Genomic DNA, 15393 nt, shown 5'->3' with positions numbered 1-15393 from the left:
CTTAGAGCGCGCCCTTGCCCGTGGTTCCGATAGGGATGGGTGACATTCGCGTCACGGCGACCTCTGCCGTGAGGTACTGGCCGATTTCGCCGACAAGAGCGGCGACAGCCGGGCTTTGACCGTGTGCGTCAAGAAGCGCTTCAGACTCCCACTTCTCGATCATGACAAGCGTGCCATCTGCCGTCTCGTGGATAGCGTAAAGCTCACAACCGGGCTCTTCATGCACGAGAGGAAGTGCCGTGCGAAGCGCCTCGACAACCGCATCGCGGCTATCGGGACGAATGTGAAAAATGGCGGTAACGATCATTGGCTTGCTCATACCCCCACGCTACTCCTCAGTTCTCGTACGTAGTCTGGACGCCTACCGCGTGAGTCTCCCCGTGGCTTCCCCGCGGCCGTGAAGCCTGAATGGATGCCGCGAGCCTGCTGCGCGGCGTGCCCTAGGCTTGATGATTGGGCCAACCAGTCGCGCTGCATCGGCCCACCACTTTGTCCCAGAGTCAAGGAGTGAACGATATGACCGCTGCTGAGCAAGTATCCGCAAACATTGGCGTAGTAGGGCTCGCAGTTATGGGCTCGAACCTCGCCCGCAACCTCGCGAGCCGCGAAGGCAACACCGTTGCCATCTACAACCGCTCCTACTCGAAGACCGAGACGCTGCTCACCGAGCACCCCGAAGCTCACTTCGTTCCGGCATCCACCTATCAAGAATTTGCGGCGTCGCTGTCGAAGCCACGAACCGCGATCATCATGGTTCAGGCCGGCAAGGGCACGGATGCCGTGATTGACGCTCTGACCGAAGCTTTCGAGCCCGGCGACATCATCGTCGACGGCGGCAACGCGCTCTTCACCGACACCATCCGTCGCGAGAAGGCAGTGCGCGAGACCGGCATCAACTTCGTCGGCGCCGGTATCTCCGGTGGCGAAGAGGGTGCGCTGCTCGGCCCGTCGATCATGCCTGGCGGTTCCGCTGAAGCATGGGAGACCCTCGGCCCGATCCTCAAGTCGATCGCTGCTGTTGCCGAAGGCGAGCCCTGCGTCACTCACGTCGGCACCGATGGTGCTGGCCACTTCGTCAAGATGATCCACAACGGCATCGAATACGCCGACATGCAGCTCATCGCCGAGGCCTACGACCTCATCCGCCACGGCACCGGAGCCACCCCCGCCGAGATCGCTGACATTTTCGCCGAATGGAACAAGGGCGAGCTCGAGAGCTACCTCATCGAGATCACCGCTGAAGTTCTGCGTCAGGTCGATGCCAAGACCGACAAGCCACTCGTGGATGTCATCCTCGACCAGGCCGGTTCCAAGGGCACCGGCGTCTGGACAGTGCAGACCGCGCTCAACCTCGGAGTCCCCGTCTCGGGGATCGCCGAAGCTGTGTTCGCTCGCGCTGTCTCCTCGAAGCCCGCCCAGCGCGCGGCCGCCAGCGCCCTGCCCGGCCCGAGCTCGGTGCCTGCCGTCGAAGACAAGGCCGCGTTCATCGAAGATGTTCGCCAAGCTCTCTACGCCTCGAAGATCATTGCGTACAGCCAAGGTTTCGACGCGATCGTCGCCGGCGCTGAAGAATACAACTGGGACATCAAGAAGGGCGAGATCGCCAAGATCTGGCGCGGTGGTTGCATCATCCGTGCACGCTTCCTGAACCGCATCACCGAGGCGTACGCCGAAAACCCGGGCCTCGTTGCCCTCGTTACCGCGCCGTACTTCACCGACGCGATGGCAGGCACGCAGGATTCCTGGCGTCGTGTTGTGGGTGGCGCTGCCGCTGCCGGCATCCCCACCCCGGCATTCTCCTCGTCGCTCGCCTACTACGACAGCCTGCGTGCACCGCGCCTTCCTGCTGCCCTTGTTCAGGGTCAGCGTGACTTCTTCGGCGCTCACACCTACAAGCGCGTCGACATGGATGGCACCTTCCACACCCTGTGGTCGGGCGATCGCAGCGAGATCGAAGCGACCGACTCGCACTAATCGAGATGGCGGCGAACCTTGGGTTCGCCGCCATTCGTGTCTTAACTCGGCGACAGTAGCGTCGTCACCACCTGCAAGTGACAGAATGGCCAACGATGAGCACCTCTGATGAGCACCCCGAGCTCGACGGTTACGAGCCGCACAACGAACGACCGTTGCGCTCGCGCACGTTCGTGTGGGTGATGCGTGTTGTTGTCGTCTTAGGACTTATCGGGCTCGTGGTTCCGGGCATCGTGTCTGCTGCCGCTACTGCCGACAACACAGCCAATCGCACGTGCGCGACCTACGTGCAATATCTGGCGCCCCAAGCGGTGTCGTACTCAGTGCGCTTCGAGCTCACGGGCGATGGCGATCCCGGCTGGAAATGCTACGCAATCGCGTTCAACGGAGGCGAAACCTTGCTTCGTTCGCTTGGCCTGATCCCCGGGCCTGCCGTTATTCCGACAAACCCGGCCGATAACACCTAACGGTCGGCGAGGAGTTCGTCGCGAACCTGACGACGCAATACCTTGCCAATGAGGGACCGCGGAAGATCGTCGACGCTCACAATGGTTTTGGGAACCTTGTAGGCCGAAAGATGCTCGCGCAGGAAGCTGCGCACGGCCTCTTGGTCAAGGCTTGCGCCCTGAGCGAGAACGACGGCCGCAGCAACATCTTCACCGCTGTGCGTGCTCGGGAGCCCCACTACGGCAGCATCCGCGATCGACGGATGACGGCGCAGCGCTTCTTCGACCTCGCTCGGTGCAACATTGAATCCACCCGTGATGATGAGCTCTTTGATGCGGTCAACGATGGTGACGAAACCATCGGCATCCACCGTGACGATATCGCCGGTGCGGAACCAGTCTTTGCCGTCGTCGATCGCAGGCGTGAAGACTTCAGCGGTCTCGTCAGGCTTGCCCCAGTAACCGGAGAACACCTGTGGGCCGCGAACGATGAGCTCACCCTCCTCCCCCAGCGCGCGATCAACGGTGGGGTTATCTGGATCGACGACACGGATTTCGGTGTTGGGCAAAGGCAATCCGACGGTGCCAGCGCGTCGTGTGGGACCGACGGGGTTGGCGATAAGGATCGGGCTGGTCTCCGAGAGGCCGTAGCCCTCAACCAGCGTGCCGCCGGTGCGTTCTTCCCACGGCTCGACGACGGTGGCTGACAGCGGCATCGCACCAGAAATGGCGACCTCAATACCTTTGAGCGAGACACCGGCAGCGTCTGCTGCGGCAGTGAGTCGCGCGTAAATCGGCGGGACGGCGGGGAAGAACGTCGCGGGACGCTTTTTCACGACCGCAAGCACAAGGTCAGGATCAAATTTAGGGAACAGAACGAGCCGCGCACCGATGCTCGTCGTAAACGTCAAGCAAAGCGTGAGTCCGTAGGCGTGGAACATCGGTAACACCGCATAAACGACGGAGGTTCCCCGCGGCACTGCCGGCACCCAAGCACGGGCCTGCGCAGCATTGGTAAGCAGGTTGAGGTGCGTGAGCATGGCGCCCTTAGGGAAGCCAGTCGTGCCACTCGTGTATTGGATGAGCGCGAGGTCGTCTGACACGGGACGCACGATGTGCGCGTCGATCGGGTCGGACTTGAGCAGATCGTGCCACGTGATCGTTCCACGCACGTTCGTGGTGAGCGCAGCGCGTGATTCTCGCGCTTTCGCGATCGGCAGTCGCAGCAGCGCGCGAGTCGTGAGGCGCATCGCTCGGGGAACATCGACCGAAATGATGGTCTCGAGCGCGAGGTCATCCGGAAAATCTTGCAGAGTTTCTACCGCATTGTTCCAAGCGATAACGACGCGGGCACCGTGATCTTCGAACTGGTGACGAAGTTCACGCGCGGTGTAGAGCGGGTTGTGCTCGACGACGATCGCGCCGAGACGCAATACCGCATAGAACGCAGCAACGTGTTGGGGGCAGTTGGGCAGCACGAGAGCAACCCGGTCGCCCTTCTGCACGCCGAGGAGGCGAAGGCCTTCCGCAGCGCGGTCGATCTGATCGCCAAGTTCTTCGTAGGTCGTTTCTTTACCAAAAAATTCCAGCGCGACGCTGCGTGGGTACTCAGCGATAGTGGCCTCGACCAGATCGTAAAGTGATCCGTCGGGGAGCGGAATTTCTTGGGGTACACCGTCGGCATAGCTCGTAAGCCAGGGGCGGTCGGACAACGCAGTCATACGTTAACTGTATGCCTGTGAGGCGCACTCAAAAAACATGTGCACAGGCCAAATGCTGGGATTGCTTAGGCAGCACCGTCGAACATCGAGGTGACCGATCCGTCATCGAAGACTTCGTGGATGGCGCGGGCCAGCAACGGGGCGATCGGCAGAATCGTGAGCGTGGGGAACCGCTTGTGTTCCGGCACCGGCAACGTGTCGGTGACAACCACGGAGTCGATGAACTCGCTCTGCAGAATGGTGGGAGCGGGGTCGGAGAAGATGGCGTGGGTTGCGGCAACAACAACCTTGAGGGCACCCGCACGCTTGAGCGCTTCGGCTGCCTTCACGATGGTTCCCCCGGTGTCGATCATGTCGTCAACGAGCAGGCACACGCGACCATCAACATCACCGACGATGTCGTGAACGGTGACCTTGTTGGGCACGAGGGGGTCGCGGCGCTTGTGGATGATCGCCAGCGGTGCGCCGAGCTTGTCGCTCCAGATATCGGCAACGCGCACGCGGCCCATGTCGGGGCTCACCACGGTGAGGGTGGAGGGATCGAGCAGCTTCTGGAAGTGCTCAAGCAACACGGGCATAGCGAAAAGGTGGTCGACGGGGCCGTCGAAGAAGCCCTGGATCTGAGCGGCGTGAAGGTCAACGCTCATGATGCGATCGGCGCCGGCAGCCTTGTAGAGGTCCGCAATCAGTCGAGCGCTGATCGGCTCGCGACCGCGGCCCTTCTTGTCTTGACGGGCGTAGGGATAGAAAGGCGAGACGACGGTGATGCGCTTGGCAGAAGCGCGCTTGAGGGCATCCACCATGATCAGCTGTTCCATGAGCCACTCGTTGATGGGCTCGGTGTGCGACTGGATGACGAACGCATCGCAGCCACGAACACTTTCGTCGTAGCGGGCGTAGATTTCGCCGTTCGCAAAGGTGCGGGCATCGGTGGGAACCAGATCGCTGCCGAGCTCTTCAGCAATGTCGAGCGCAAGCTGGGGGTGAGCTCGACCGGAGACGAGTACGAGTCGCTTCTGACCGGAGATTTTTATGCTGGCCACGTGGGGACTCGCTCTCTGCCGCGGTTACGGCGTACTTCGGTCAGGCGTCGTTATCGTCGTGTGCTGCGGCAGCTGCCTGAGCCGCTGCAGTACCCGCCCGATTGGTTTCAACCCAGCCACTGATATTGCGCTGCGGAGCGACGTTGATTGCCAGAGACCCCGCCGGTACATCTTTTCGGATGACCGACCCGGCTCCGGTATACGCTCCATCAGCAATTCTAACCGGAGCAACGAAGACGTTGTGCGACCCAGTTCTCACGTGGGAGCCAACTACCGTGCGGCTCTTGTTCACTCCGTCGTAATTTGCCGTGATTGTTCCGGCACCAACATTGGACTGAACGCCCACTTCGGTGTCACCGATGTAGCTGAGGTGAGGCACCTTGCTTCCCTCACCAATCGTGGAGTTCTTGGTCTCTACGAAGGTTCCGATCTTGCCGCCGACGCCCAGCTTGGTGTTGGGGCGAAGGTAAGCAAACGGGCCAACGGAGGCGTTTGCTCCGATCACGCTGAGGGTGGCATCCGTGCGCTTCACGACAGCATTCTCGCCAACCTCACAGTCAACGAGCGTCGTGTCTGGGCCAATAATGGCGCCGGATTGAACGAGCGTTGCGCCCTTGAGTTGGGTGCCGGGCAGAATTTCGACGTCGGGGTTGAGCGTGACATCCGCATCGATCCAGGTCGTGGCGGGGTCTTCGATCGTCACGCCCGCACGTTGCCATTTCTGCACAATGAGCTCGTTCATGCGGCGAGCGGCCTCGGCCAGTTGCACGCGGTCGTTGACCCCGGCGACCATCCAGCCGGCGGTTACGGGCATTGCGGCAACCGTGGCGCCGACGCCCCGCAGTAGACCGACAACATCGGTGATGTACTTTTCCGCCTGGGCGTTGTCGGTCGTGAGACGCACGAGTTGCTCGCGCAGCGGGCCGACCCGGAACGCATACGTGCCCGAGTTGATCTCAGTGATCGAAAGCTCGTCAGCGTTCGCATCTTTCTGCTCCACAATGCGATCGAGGCCGCCCTGAGCATCACGCACTACGCGGCCATAGCCGGTGGCGTCATCGAGAATCGCGGACAGCACGGTAGCTGCGGCAGACTGTGCGCGGTGCTGCTCGAGCAGCGCCGCGAGGGTGGCCGAATCGAGAAGCGGTACGTCACCGCTGACGACAACGACATCCCCGTCGAAGTCGGCAGGCAAAGAATCGACAGCGACCTCAACGGCACGACCAGTGCCGGCGACATCGTCTTGATCAACGATCAGGATGTCGGGCATGAGCTCGGTGAGGCTCGCCACCACTTCGTCGCGCTGGTGGCGCACGACGGCAATCACGTGCTCAGGGTTCAGCTCACGAGCGACAGCCACAACGTGCCCAATGAGTTCGCGACCGGCAAGGCGGTGCAACACTTTGGGCTTAGCGGACTTCATGCGGGTGCCTTGGCCGGCGGCAAGAACAATGACGGCGAGTTTGTGTTCGGTCATAGACCTATTCTGCCCTGAATGAGCGGCGCTCAGAACGCGCACCCGGAGCTCAGGAAGAACAAGGAAAAAGCGGGAGATCCTCGTAGTTCGTATGGTTAGCGGTTCAAACTGTCCTCGTAGGCAGCAGCCGCGGCGGCGAGCTCCTCCGATTCCACGAACGGATCATCCGGAATCAGGTAAGGACGATCAATGCTTGTGCCGTTTGAACAGACATAGTCGTCGTGCCAGTCGTCGTTATAAGTCGGGTCCGAGATACAGAGCCATCCCCCGCTCGCTTCGCTTTCGGCGGCTTGTTGATCTGCGGAGTTTTCGGCTTCGGCGTGAAGCAGCTCTTGAGACGATTGATCGTCGTCTTGGCTGTCGAAATAGGACGAACATCCCGCGAGCGCGAGCACAGCCACGACTAGGACAACTGCAGAGCGGCGATACATTGGCGGCAAAGCCTCTCGGATTTAAGCGGTGAGCGAGTCAGGAATCATCCAGAGATTACAGCGGCAATCAGACATCAGCTAGTCCCCAACTTAGGGTTCAGCGCAGGTCGCGCAACACCCCAAACGCAAGCTCTGAAGCAGCCGAATACACGGTCCTCGACCGGACAAGCGCCAAAGGCCGGACCAGTCTGAGAAAGCAAAAAGCCGGAACCTCGACGCTACGTCGGGTTCCGGCTTTTTCTTTGCCCTGAAATCCCTCTAAAAGGGTTTCGACAATAAGAACGCTTGGGTTTTCAGAACCTCTTACAGCTCCGCCTCTAGGATTCGAACCTAGACTGGACAGCTCCAAAGGCTGCCGTGCTGCCATTACACCAAAGCGGACCGCACCCGAAGGCGCTAACCAATTCTGCCATGTCATTGGCCCTCTGTCGTGCACCTAGCCCGATTCGGAGGTTTCGCACACGGTTTTGGGGGCCATCCCGACGGCTTGGCTGCACACATCCGTGTCGTGAAACTGGGATAATGACCGGATGCCCCAACGCGACGAAGTCGACCGAATTGTCGAAGCGTGGTCCCGCGAGCGTCCTGATCTCGACTTTGCGCCGCTGCATGTTCTCAGCCGGGTTGGTCGCCTCGCCAAGCACTTGGAGCGCGCCCGTCGCTCGGCGTTCGCTGTGGCGGGCGTAGAGCCGTGGGAGTTTGATGTGTTGTCGGCGCTGCGCAAAGCCGGCGCCCCGTACCAATTGAGCCCCACCGCTCTCGTGCAGCAGACGATGGTGTCGAGCGGAACCATGACAAATCGCATTGATCGTATGGTCTCGCGCGGTCTCGTTCAACGTCGTACCGACCCCAATGATGGTCGTGGTGTGATTGTGAGAATGACGGCGAGCGGTCGCGAAAGTGTTGATGGCGCCATTACTTCCTTGGTTCACGACGAAACAGCCTTGCTGGCGCGCATGTCTCCCGCGGAACAAGAACGATTGAGCGGACTGCTCAGAAAGTTGAGCCTCGACGGTGAATAGCACCCCTACGCAAACCGCATTCCGACGCAACATTCCCGGACTGGGGTTGGCACTAGGGGCATTCGGGCTCGCACTACTGATCAGTTTTCTTGTGCCGGCGATCCCCACGCTCACGGCGTGTGTCGTGCTCGGCATCGTGTTCACCGCACTGCCCTGGCGCAACTCCGTACGCGCGGAGATGAAGCCAGGCCTCACCATTGCGGCCCGTCGTCTGCTTCGCATCGGTGTGGTGCTGTTGGGGTTCAAACTGAGCCTTGTGAGCATTGCTGAGCTCGGCTGGTTGGTGCTCGGCATGATTGTGGCGATCGTTGTCATCACCTTCTTCTTCACCTGGGGCTTGGGAAGGATGCTGCGCCTCCCCGGTCAGCAGCCGTTGATGATTGCGGCCGGGTTTTCCATCTGTGGCGCCTCCGCCGTTGGCGCAATGGCCGGTATGACTCGCGCCAAAGAATCTGACACCGCTACTCCGGTAGCCCTTGTCACCCTGTGCGGAACCCTCGCCATCGCGCTGCTGCCCGCGCTACGCCCGCTGATCGGTCTGGATACCGCCGAGTTCGGGATGTGGGTGGGAGCGAGTGTGCACGATGTGGGCCAGGTTGTCGCCACAGCCCAAATCGCAGGCGCAACAGCCCTCGCCGTTGCTGTCGTCGTGAAGCTCACTCGCGTCGCAATGCTGGCGCCGATGGTTGCGCTTGCCGGGATTGTTGTTGCTCGCGGCGATCGCAAGGCCGCGGCCGCCGCCGATGCGGCGGGCACTCTGGAAGCAGAGTCTGTCGATGTGAAGCCAGCGAAGCGCCCCGCGATCCTGCCGCTCTTCGTGGTCGGATTCCTCGCTGCTGTGCTGGTGCGCACCTTCGTTCCGCTCTCAGACAGCTTTCTTGAGATTGCGTCCTACGGACAAGAGCTCCTGCTCGGCATGGCTCTCTTCGGGCTCGGTGCCGCTATCAGTATTGGCAACCTCATCCGCACCGGTGGCCGTTCGCTCGTTGTCGCCCTCGTCTCGTGGGCGTTCATCGCGCTTATCTCCCTCGGTGCTGTCGAGATCGCCCGTGCCGCAGGAGTCGCGGCCCTCGGCTAGATCTGCTGCCTGCACGCTCTGCTGACTGCACGCGAAACGGCCCGTAACTCGCACAATGCGAGCAACGGGCCGTGAGCGATATCTCGTGGATCGTCGATGTCGACTAGAGCCAGCGACGAACGGGTGCTGCGAACCAACGAGATTCTGGCTTCTTTCGAAGAACCAGCTTTTCGATGATGGTCGTCACCGACAGTCGTGAAGCACTGACCACGAACGCCGCAACAACGACCGAGAGGGCCAGCATGATCGGGTACTCCTCGATCAGCTGATCGGCTGACCAGTACGACAGAAGCGTCACTGCGCTCATAAGGACGGCGGGGAAGGTCAGCACGCCCAAGATCAGCGCGATTCCCAGCCCGACTTCGAGAGCGGGGATAGCCCAGCCGAAGAAGCCGGGGGCGCCACCGAGGAAAGTAGCGGTAAACGCCTCGAAGCCATCTGCCACCCGATTGTTGGATGCTGTGCTTTGAACGACAAGGCCGATGTCGGCTCCGTCGAATCCTGCCTTGATTTTGAAGAGACCTTCGTTCAACCACAGGATGCCGAGGCCCACCCTCGCCGCTCCCGTGATCACGGAAGCGACGAGGGAAAGCGCACGATTCATCATGAGAGCGATGCTGATCCGAAGATTGCCTTGACCTTGTCGCAATAGATGACGACGGTGTCGTAGCCGGAGATATCCATGGCGTCGAAGGTGAAGGTCTGGCTGGCTTCGTCGAACACGACGGAGTCGATCTGCATGCCGGCTGCTACGGCATCCTCGTCGTTGCCGTTCGTGAGATAGATGTTGAGGTCGGGGCCCTCATCAGAGGAATAGCCCGAGAGTACGATCTCAATGTCGCTGACAGTGACGGTTCCTTCGACGGAGTGTTCGCCAGCGCCCTCGAAGGTTCCTGTGACCTCTTCGTGCATCATCTCAGTCTCAGTCTCGGACGACTCCGGGGCTGCGGACTCACTGCTCGATGTGTCGGTGGCTGCACCGCTGCAGGCACTGAGCATGAGGGAGAGAGCGAGAATGGCTGCGGCTGAAATAGCTGTTTTTCTCATGAGGGAGTTCCTAAGTTCGTGTGTTTATGGAGGAAGCCAGCCGGTCTACACCCTGCTGACGGTTACGAACCTAAGTCGCGGTGTCCCTGAAACTGACGAATGTTTCAAGAGCGTAAGAATTGAAACCCGTTATGCCACAACCGCTCAATCTAGGCTGGGGTTATGGACAAACAGCCGAGCGTCACGATCGTCGAGGACGACGCCACCGTGCTCTCGGTCGTCACCGAATTTCTGCGCGCACGTGGATATTCCGTTACCGGCATTAGCGATGGCCTCCAAGCCCGCGATGCCCTGCGCGGGCCATTGCCCGATGTGCTCATCCTCGATCGGATGCTGCCCGGTGTCGGCGGCGACGAACTATGCCGCCAAGCGCGTGCGGCATCCCCGCAACTGCCCATCATCATGCTGACTGCTCTGGATGCCGTTGAAGAACGCATCGATGGTCTCGAACACGGTGCTGACGACTACATCGCAAAACCCTTCTCGCTGCGCGAATTGCAGCTGCGGGTGGACGCGATGGTGCGTCGTACGCGCAGCTCGCACGTGTCATCCGAACCGTTCGCCCTCGGGCAGTTTCGGGTTGATCCAGCGCATCGCAAGATCTTGCTCGACGGCCACGAAATGACGTTGACCACCCGCGAATACGAGCTCTTTCTCTTTCTGTTGCAGAACCCCGAACGCGTGCTGAGCCGCGACGATATTTTGCGCGAGGTCTGGGGCTGGAGCTTTGGCGAGGCATCCACCGTCACGGTGCACGTTCGCCGCCTGCGCGAAAAGATTGAACCCGAACCGCGATTTCCCCGCTACCTCCTCACGGAGTGGGGCAAGGGGTACCGCTTCACTGTGAAGGATGCCGCATGATCCTCAACTCCAGCGAGCTGCTCTTCATTCTCGCCATTGCTGCCGCCTGCACGGCCTTTGTGATGCTGATGGCAACGCTCGTGCTGCGCCTCGGCCGCCGTCGCTCGATTGCATTCCAGTTCACCATTGTGGTGAGCGCAGCGATCGTGTCGATCGCGCTCACGACCGTGGTGGTGACCGCCCAAATGTATCTCTCGGCCCACGATCTGCAGGTTGTGCTCTGGGTCGTCGGAATCTCCACCCTCATGAGTCTTATCGCGGCCCTCGTGAGCGGACGGGCCGTTCGTCGGGAGTTCACAAAACTGCGCCACAGCGTCGCTCAAGTTGGTGCTGGCGCTGTTGTGACCGCCAATACCAACACCTGGAAAGAGGTCGCTGAAGTATCGGTGCAGTTGTCGGCAGCGTCCGAACGCCTCGCTGCCGCCCGTGAGGAAATCGCTCGCCTCGATGCGTCGCGCCGCCAATTCTTCGCCTGGATCTCGCACGACCTCCGCACTCCCCTCACCGGCATCAGCGCTCTCGCCGAAGCCTTGGATGCGGGCGCGGTTGATGACCCGAGCGACTACCTGCGCCAGATTCGCGCCCAAGTTGGCACGATGAACCGGCTCGTGGATGATCTCTTTGAGCTCTCGCTCATCCAGAGCGGCACCCTCAAGCTCCGCCCCGAGAACGTTGAGCTGCTCGATATTGTGTCGGATGCCGTTGCCGACGTCAGCCAGCTGGCTGCGGCCCGCGGCATCCAGATCAGCCATGCCGGTGTGGAGGGGCGGATGCTCTGGGCCGACCCCCACGAGCTCACTCGCGTCGTGGTGAATCTGCTCACCAACAGCATCCGCTATGCGCCCGCCGATTCGCAAATTCTGGTGAGTGCCGACCAGCGCGACGATACGAGCCTCGTGCTTTCGGTGCTCGATCAGGGCAGCGGTGTGGCCAGCGAAGACCTCAGCCACATGTTTGAGATCGGCTGGCGTGCCACCGAAGCCCGCACTCCCGATCAGGAGTCGAGCGGATCAGGCGGTGCAGGACTCGGGCTCGCGATTGTGCGCGGCATCGTGGAAGCACACGGTGGCGGCGTGAACGCCGAGAACGGCCCCGAGGGGTTCCGCCTCAACGTCGCGCTACCGATCGGTGTGGCAGCTCGCTAAGAGAGTAGTTCGTCGAGTTCGAGCCAGCGGGTCTCGACAGTGTCGAGCGCCTCTTGCAGCGCCTGTTGCTCGCCGACGAGGGCACCCAAACCAGCAAAGTCTGACTGGTCATGAGCGGCCATGCGCTGGTGAAGTTCAGCGATCTGCCCCTGCAGCTTGGCGATCTTGCGACCGGCAGCAGCGTGCTCCTTTTGCGAGTTGCGCAGTTCAGCACCGCCCAACTTGGGCTTCGCTTTGGCGGCCGTGGCATCCGGAGCACCAGCGGCAGCGCCGCTAGCGCCCGTGGAGCCCTTGAGCTGCTGCGTGCGCAATTCGAGGTACTGGTCAACACCGCGCGGCAGGTGGCGGAAGCTGCCCTCCATCACGGCATACTGCTGGTCGGTGACGCGCTCGAGCAAGTACCGGTCGTGGCTGACAACCAGCAGCGTTCCCGGGTAGGTGTCGAGGAGGTCTTCGATGGCCGCAAGCATGTCGGTGTCGAGGTCGTTAGTGGGCTCATCCAGAATCAGAACGTTCGGCTCCGAAAGCAAAATGAGCAGCAACTGCAGGCGACGCTTCTGCCCACCCGAGAGGTCTTTCACCGGGGTGGAGAGCTGCGTGCTTGTGAAACCAACGCGCTCCAGCATCTGGGTCGGCGTCATTTCTTTGCCGCCCGTGACATAGGTGCTCTTGTGGCGACCAATGACCGTGCTGACACGCTCGTTCCAAATGTCTTCGAGCTCGGCAAGCTGCTGGGTGAGGGTGGCGACCTTGATGGTCTTACCGCGCTTGACGCGGCCCTTGGTGGGCAACAGGGTTCCCGAGACGAGCGACAACAGCGTCGACTTTCCGGCGCCGTTGACGCCGAGGATGCCGGTGCGCTCACCAGGAGCGATGCGCCACGTGACATCCTTCAGCACGGTCTTCTCGCCCGAGGCTCCGGAGGCAGGATCCGTGACCTGATAGGTGACCGTAACGTCTTCGAGGTCAACAACATCCTTGCCGAGACGCTGCATTGCCATCGACGACAGCGAAACGCTATCGCGGGCGGGCGGCTCGTTTTCGATCAAGTCATTCGCCGCATCAATACGGAACTTCGGCTTCGTTGTGCGCGCGGGAGCACCGCGGCGCAACCACGCCAACTCTTTGCGCATGAGGTTCTGACGCTTCGACTCGGAGGCGGCTGCCATGCGGTCACGCTCAACACGCTGCAGAATGTAGGCCGCATAGCCGCCCTCAAAGGGCTCAATCAGACGATCGTGCACCTCCCACGTTGCGGTACAAATCTCATCGAGGAACCACCGGTCGTGAGTGACGACCAGCAACCCACCGGCGTTAGTGCCCCAGCGGCGCTTGAGATGGTTCGCAAGCCACGAGATACCTTCGACGTCGAGGTGGTTAGTGGGCTCATCCAAGAAGATGACATCCCAGTCGCCAATCAGCAGCGCAGCGAGAGCAACACGGCGGCGCTGACCACCGGAGAGGTCGCCAACTTTGGCTTCCCACGGGATGTCAGCAGCAAGTCCGGCAATAACGTCGCGAACCTTGGGGTCGCCCGCCCACACGTGCTCATCGATGTCACCGATGACGGTCTCGTGCACGGTCTTGGTGCCATCGAGTTCATCGGCCTGATCGAGCATGCCGAGAGTGACGCCGTTGCGCCTGGTTACTCGCCCCTCATCGGGGTCGAGCTTGCCCGAGAGCATCCGCATAAGGGTGGTTTTGCCGTCACCGTTGCGACCGACGATGCCGATACGGTCGCCCTCGTCGAGGCCGATCGTGACATTGTCAAAGATTACGCGGGTCGGAAATTCAAGATGAAGGGACTCAGCGCCAAGAAGGTGTGCCATTCGGGCAAGCCTACTGCGGTTAGGCGTTAATGATTCGCGCCCCGTGCACTGGACCAGTCGCTCGCACCACATTCATTTGCGCTGCGCTCAGCGCAATCTGCAGTTCGAGGGCTGAATCGAGGTCTGCGGTGAGGAACGCGACCGTGGGGCCCGAGCCCGAAACGACGCCAGCGAGGGCACCGTTTTTCTCACCGAGTTCGATCACCCCGGCGAGCGACGGCGCCATTTTGAGGGCGGGAGCCTGCAAGTCATTGTGGAGGCATTCGGCAAGCATGTGCGGGTCGCCGGCACGCAGCGCCTGCAGAACATCGGAGTCGACCGAGGGCGCTACTTCGGCCGGAAAAATGTCTTGCGCATACTGCTGACGGTGCTCGTCGAGAGCGGTATAAACGGCGGGCGTTGACAGCCCCTCGTCTGACAGGGCCAGCACCCACTGAAATTGGCCCTTGGCGAGGGCAGCGCTGAGCTGGTCACCACGGCCCGTTCCGATGGCGGTTCCGCCGGTGAGCGCGAAGGGCACGTCGGCGCCCAATTCAGAAGCGAGGCCGAGCATTTCTTCGCGAGAGATGTTCGTGCCCCAGAGCGCGTCACACGCCAGGAGGGTTGCTGCGGCATCCGCCGAGCCTCCGCCCATGCCACCCGTGACGGGCACATGCTTGTCGATCTCAAGCCGAACGCCACCGCGGTAGCCGGTGCGACGGGCAAGAAGCCGCGCTGCCATGATGGCGATGTTGGAGCCGTCGGTGGGCACACGAGAAAGATCGACGGTGCCGGTAACCGACACCGAAAAGTCGTCGGCGTGAAAAGCGCGCACATCTTCACACAGCGAAACAGCCTGATAGGCAATGGCGACGTCGTGATATCCGTCGTCGAGCAGGGAGCCGACCTTGAGGAAGACATTGATCTTGCCGGGGGCACGAGCGTGAACCATTGTGGAGGCTGCCGGGACGGTAGTCATGATTCAAACTTACCTTGTGGAACGTACCGGTCTGTGCGCGGGGTGGGGATAACGGGCCTCCACCAAAAATTGTGAAGCTCTCGTTACCCTGGTGAAATTACTTCGAAATGTGGAGTCCGCGAACCGCCGCATAGCGCGCGGTAACCGACTCTGCCCACTCGGTACTCACGTGAGCGGCATTGGCTTCGAACCAGCTGCGAAATTCGGCGTGCTGCCATTTGGTCGCGCCCGCCATATCGAGAAAGGCGAACCACTCATCGGGATGCCGCCCCGTTCCTTCCAGAACGTCACGGTCACTGGGGGCGCTGTTCGTTGCTTCCGACATGAGGTAAACCTACCGTCGTTCGGCACCAAACGGAAT

16 protein-coding genes and 1 tRNA gene are annotated in these 15393 nt (G+C 61.2%); 6 read left to right on the top strand and 11 right to left on the bottom strand.

Annotation, left to right across the window (positions count from 1 at the left end; translation table 11 throughout):
• Position 1: 1 nt before the first annotated feature.
• Positions 2-319 carry a putative quinol monooxygenase gene (locus tag I6E60_RS11860; protein ID WP_197125689.1) on the bottom strand — a complete coding sequence of 106 codons (318 nt, stop codon included), beginning with the start codon at positions 317-319 and terminating at the stop codon, positions 2-4.
• Positions 320-516: 197 nt separating this feature from the next.
• Between I6E60_RS11860 and gndA the strand changes: the two genes are divergently transcribed.
• Both gndA and I6E60_RS11850 read left to right on the top strand, forming a co-directional pair.
• On the top strand, positions 517-1974 hold the full coding sequence (gene gndA, locus I6E60_RS11855) for an NADP-dependent phosphogluconate dehydrogenase (RefSeq protein WP_197180790.1): 1458 nt from the start codon (positions 517-519) through the stop codon (positions 1972-1974).
• A gap of 95 nt (positions 1975-2069) precedes the next feature.
• Complete coding sequence (locus I6E60_RS11850) at positions 2070-2441, top strand: hypothetical protein (protein WP_197125691.1); 372 nt, start codon at positions 2070-2072, stop codon at positions 2439-2441.
• Here I6E60_RS11850 and I6E60_RS11845 read toward each other — a convergent pair.
• The 5 genes from I6E60_RS11845 to I6E60_RS11825 all read right to left on the bottom strand — a co-directional run bounded on the left by I6E60_RS11845 (position 2438) and on the right by I6E60_RS11825 (position 7473).
• The gene (locus I6E60_RS11845) at positions 2438-4141 is read right to left on the bottom strand and encodes a long-chain-fatty-acid--CoA ligase (RefSeq protein ID WP_197125693.1); all 1704 of its coding nucleotides are present in this window, start codon (positions 4139-4141) and stop codon (positions 2438-2440) included. The two genes, I6E60_RS11850 and I6E60_RS11845, sit on opposite strands and share 4 nt — an antisense overlap.
• A 65-nt stretch (positions 4142-4206) precedes the next feature.
• Positions 4207-5184, bottom strand: coding sequence for a ribose-phosphate diphosphokinase (locus I6E60_RS11840; RefSeq protein WP_197125695.1), 978 nt, complete (start codon positions 5182-5184; stop codon positions 4207-4209).
• Between the two features lie 40 nt (positions 5185-5224).
• A complete protein-coding gene (gene glmU, locus I6E60_RS11835) occupies positions 5225-6661 on the bottom strand; it encodes a bifunctional UDP-N-acetylglucosamine diphosphorylase/glucosamine-1-phosphate N-acetyltransferase GlmU (protein WP_197125697.1) in 1437 nt (478 codons plus the stop codon).
• A 95-nt stretch (positions 6662-6756) separates the two neighbouring features.
• Positions 6757-7092, bottom strand: coding sequence for a hypothetical protein (locus I6E60_RS11830; RefSeq protein WP_197180501.1), 336 nt, complete (start codon positions 7090-7092; stop codon positions 6757-6759).
• 309 nt (positions 7093-7401) lie between these two features.
• Positions 7402-7473: transfer RNA gene (locus I6E60_RS11825), tRNA-Gln, on the bottom strand.
• A 149-nt stretch (positions 7474-7622) separates the two neighbouring features.
• Here I6E60_RS11825 and I6E60_RS11820 point away from each other — a divergent pair.
• Together I6E60_RS11820 and I6E60_RS11815 are read left to right on the top strand one after the other, a co-directional pair.
• Positions 7623-8114, top strand: a complete 492-nt coding sequence (locus I6E60_RS11820) for a MarR family winged helix-turn-helix transcriptional regulator (protein ID WP_197107535.1) — start codon at positions 7623-7625, stop codon at positions 8112-8114.
• Positions 8107-9192 carry a YeiH family protein gene (locus tag I6E60_RS11815; RefSeq protein ID WP_197125609.1) on the top strand — a complete coding sequence of 362 codons (1086 nt, stop codon included), beginning with the start codon at positions 8107-8109 and terminating at the stop codon, positions 9190-9192. Before I6E60_RS11820 ends, I6E60_RS11815 begins: the two co-directional genes overlap by 8 nt.
• A 103-nt stretch (positions 9193-9295) precedes the next feature.
• Here the strand turns inward: I6E60_RS11815 and I6E60_RS11810 are convergent, their stop codons facing one another.
• Positions 9296-9799, bottom strand: coding sequence for a DoxX family protein (locus I6E60_RS11810; protein WP_197180499.1), 504 nt, complete (start codon positions 9797-9799; stop codon positions 9296-9298).
• Positions 9796-10239, bottom strand: coding sequence for a DM13 domain-containing protein (locus tag I6E60_RS11805; RefSeq protein ID WP_197125705.1), 444 nt, complete (start codon positions 10237-10239; stop codon positions 9796-9798). Before I6E60_RS11805 ends, I6E60_RS11810 begins: the two co-directional genes overlap by 4 nt.
• A gap of 162 nt (positions 10240-10401) precedes the next feature.
• Here I6E60_RS11805 and I6E60_RS11800 point away from each other — a divergent pair, with 162 nt between their 5' ends.
• Both I6E60_RS11800 and I6E60_RS11795 read left to right on the top strand, forming a co-directional pair.
• Complete coding sequence (locus I6E60_RS11800; protein WP_197125707.1) at positions 10402-11100, top strand: response regulator transcription factor; 699 nt, start codon at positions 10402-10404, stop codon at positions 11098-11100.
• Entirely contained in the window at positions 11097-12245 is a 1149-nt protein-coding gene (locus I6E60_RS11795) for a cell wall metabolism sensor histidine kinase WalK (protein WP_197125709.1), read from the top strand. Before I6E60_RS11800 ends, I6E60_RS11795 begins: the two co-directional genes overlap by 4 nt.
• Here I6E60_RS11795 and I6E60_RS11790 read toward each other — a convergent pair.
• The 3 genes from I6E60_RS11790 to I6E60_RS11780 all read right to left on the bottom strand — a co-directional run bounded on the left by I6E60_RS11790 (position 12242) and on the right by I6E60_RS11780 (position 15357).
• Positions 12242-14074 (bottom strand): ABC-F family ATP-binding cassette domain-containing protein, encoded by a 1833-nt coding sequence (locus I6E60_RS11790; RefSeq protein WP_197125711.1) that lies wholly within the window; start codon positions 14072-14074, stop codon positions 12242-12244. The genes I6E60_RS11795 and I6E60_RS11790 overlap by 4 nt on opposite strands.
• A gap of 19 nt (positions 14075-14093) precedes the next feature.
• The gene (locus tag I6E60_RS11785; RefSeq protein WP_197180497.1) at positions 14094-15032 is read right to left on the bottom strand and encodes a 4-(cytidine 5'-diphospho)-2-C-methyl-D-erythritol kinase; all 939 of its coding nucleotides are present in this window, start codon (positions 15030-15032) and stop codon (positions 14094-14096) included.
• A 97-nt stretch (positions 15033-15129) separates the two neighbouring features.
• On the bottom strand, positions 15130-15357 hold the full coding sequence (locus tag I6E60_RS11780; RefSeq protein ID WP_197125715.1) for a 4-diphosphocytidyl-2C-methyl-D-erythritol kinase: 228 nt from the start codon (positions 15355-15357) through the stop codon (positions 15130-15132).
• Between the last annotated feature and the right edge of the window lie 36 nt (positions 15358-15393).

Source organism: Salinibacterium sp. SWN167, from assembly GCF_015864665.1.
GTDB lineage: Bacteria > Actinomycetota > Actinomycetes > Actinomycetales > Microbacteriaceae > Rhodoglobus.
The sequence above is the reverse complement of the archived record's forward strand: the minus strand, read 5'-3'. Positions and strand labels throughout refer to the sequence as shown.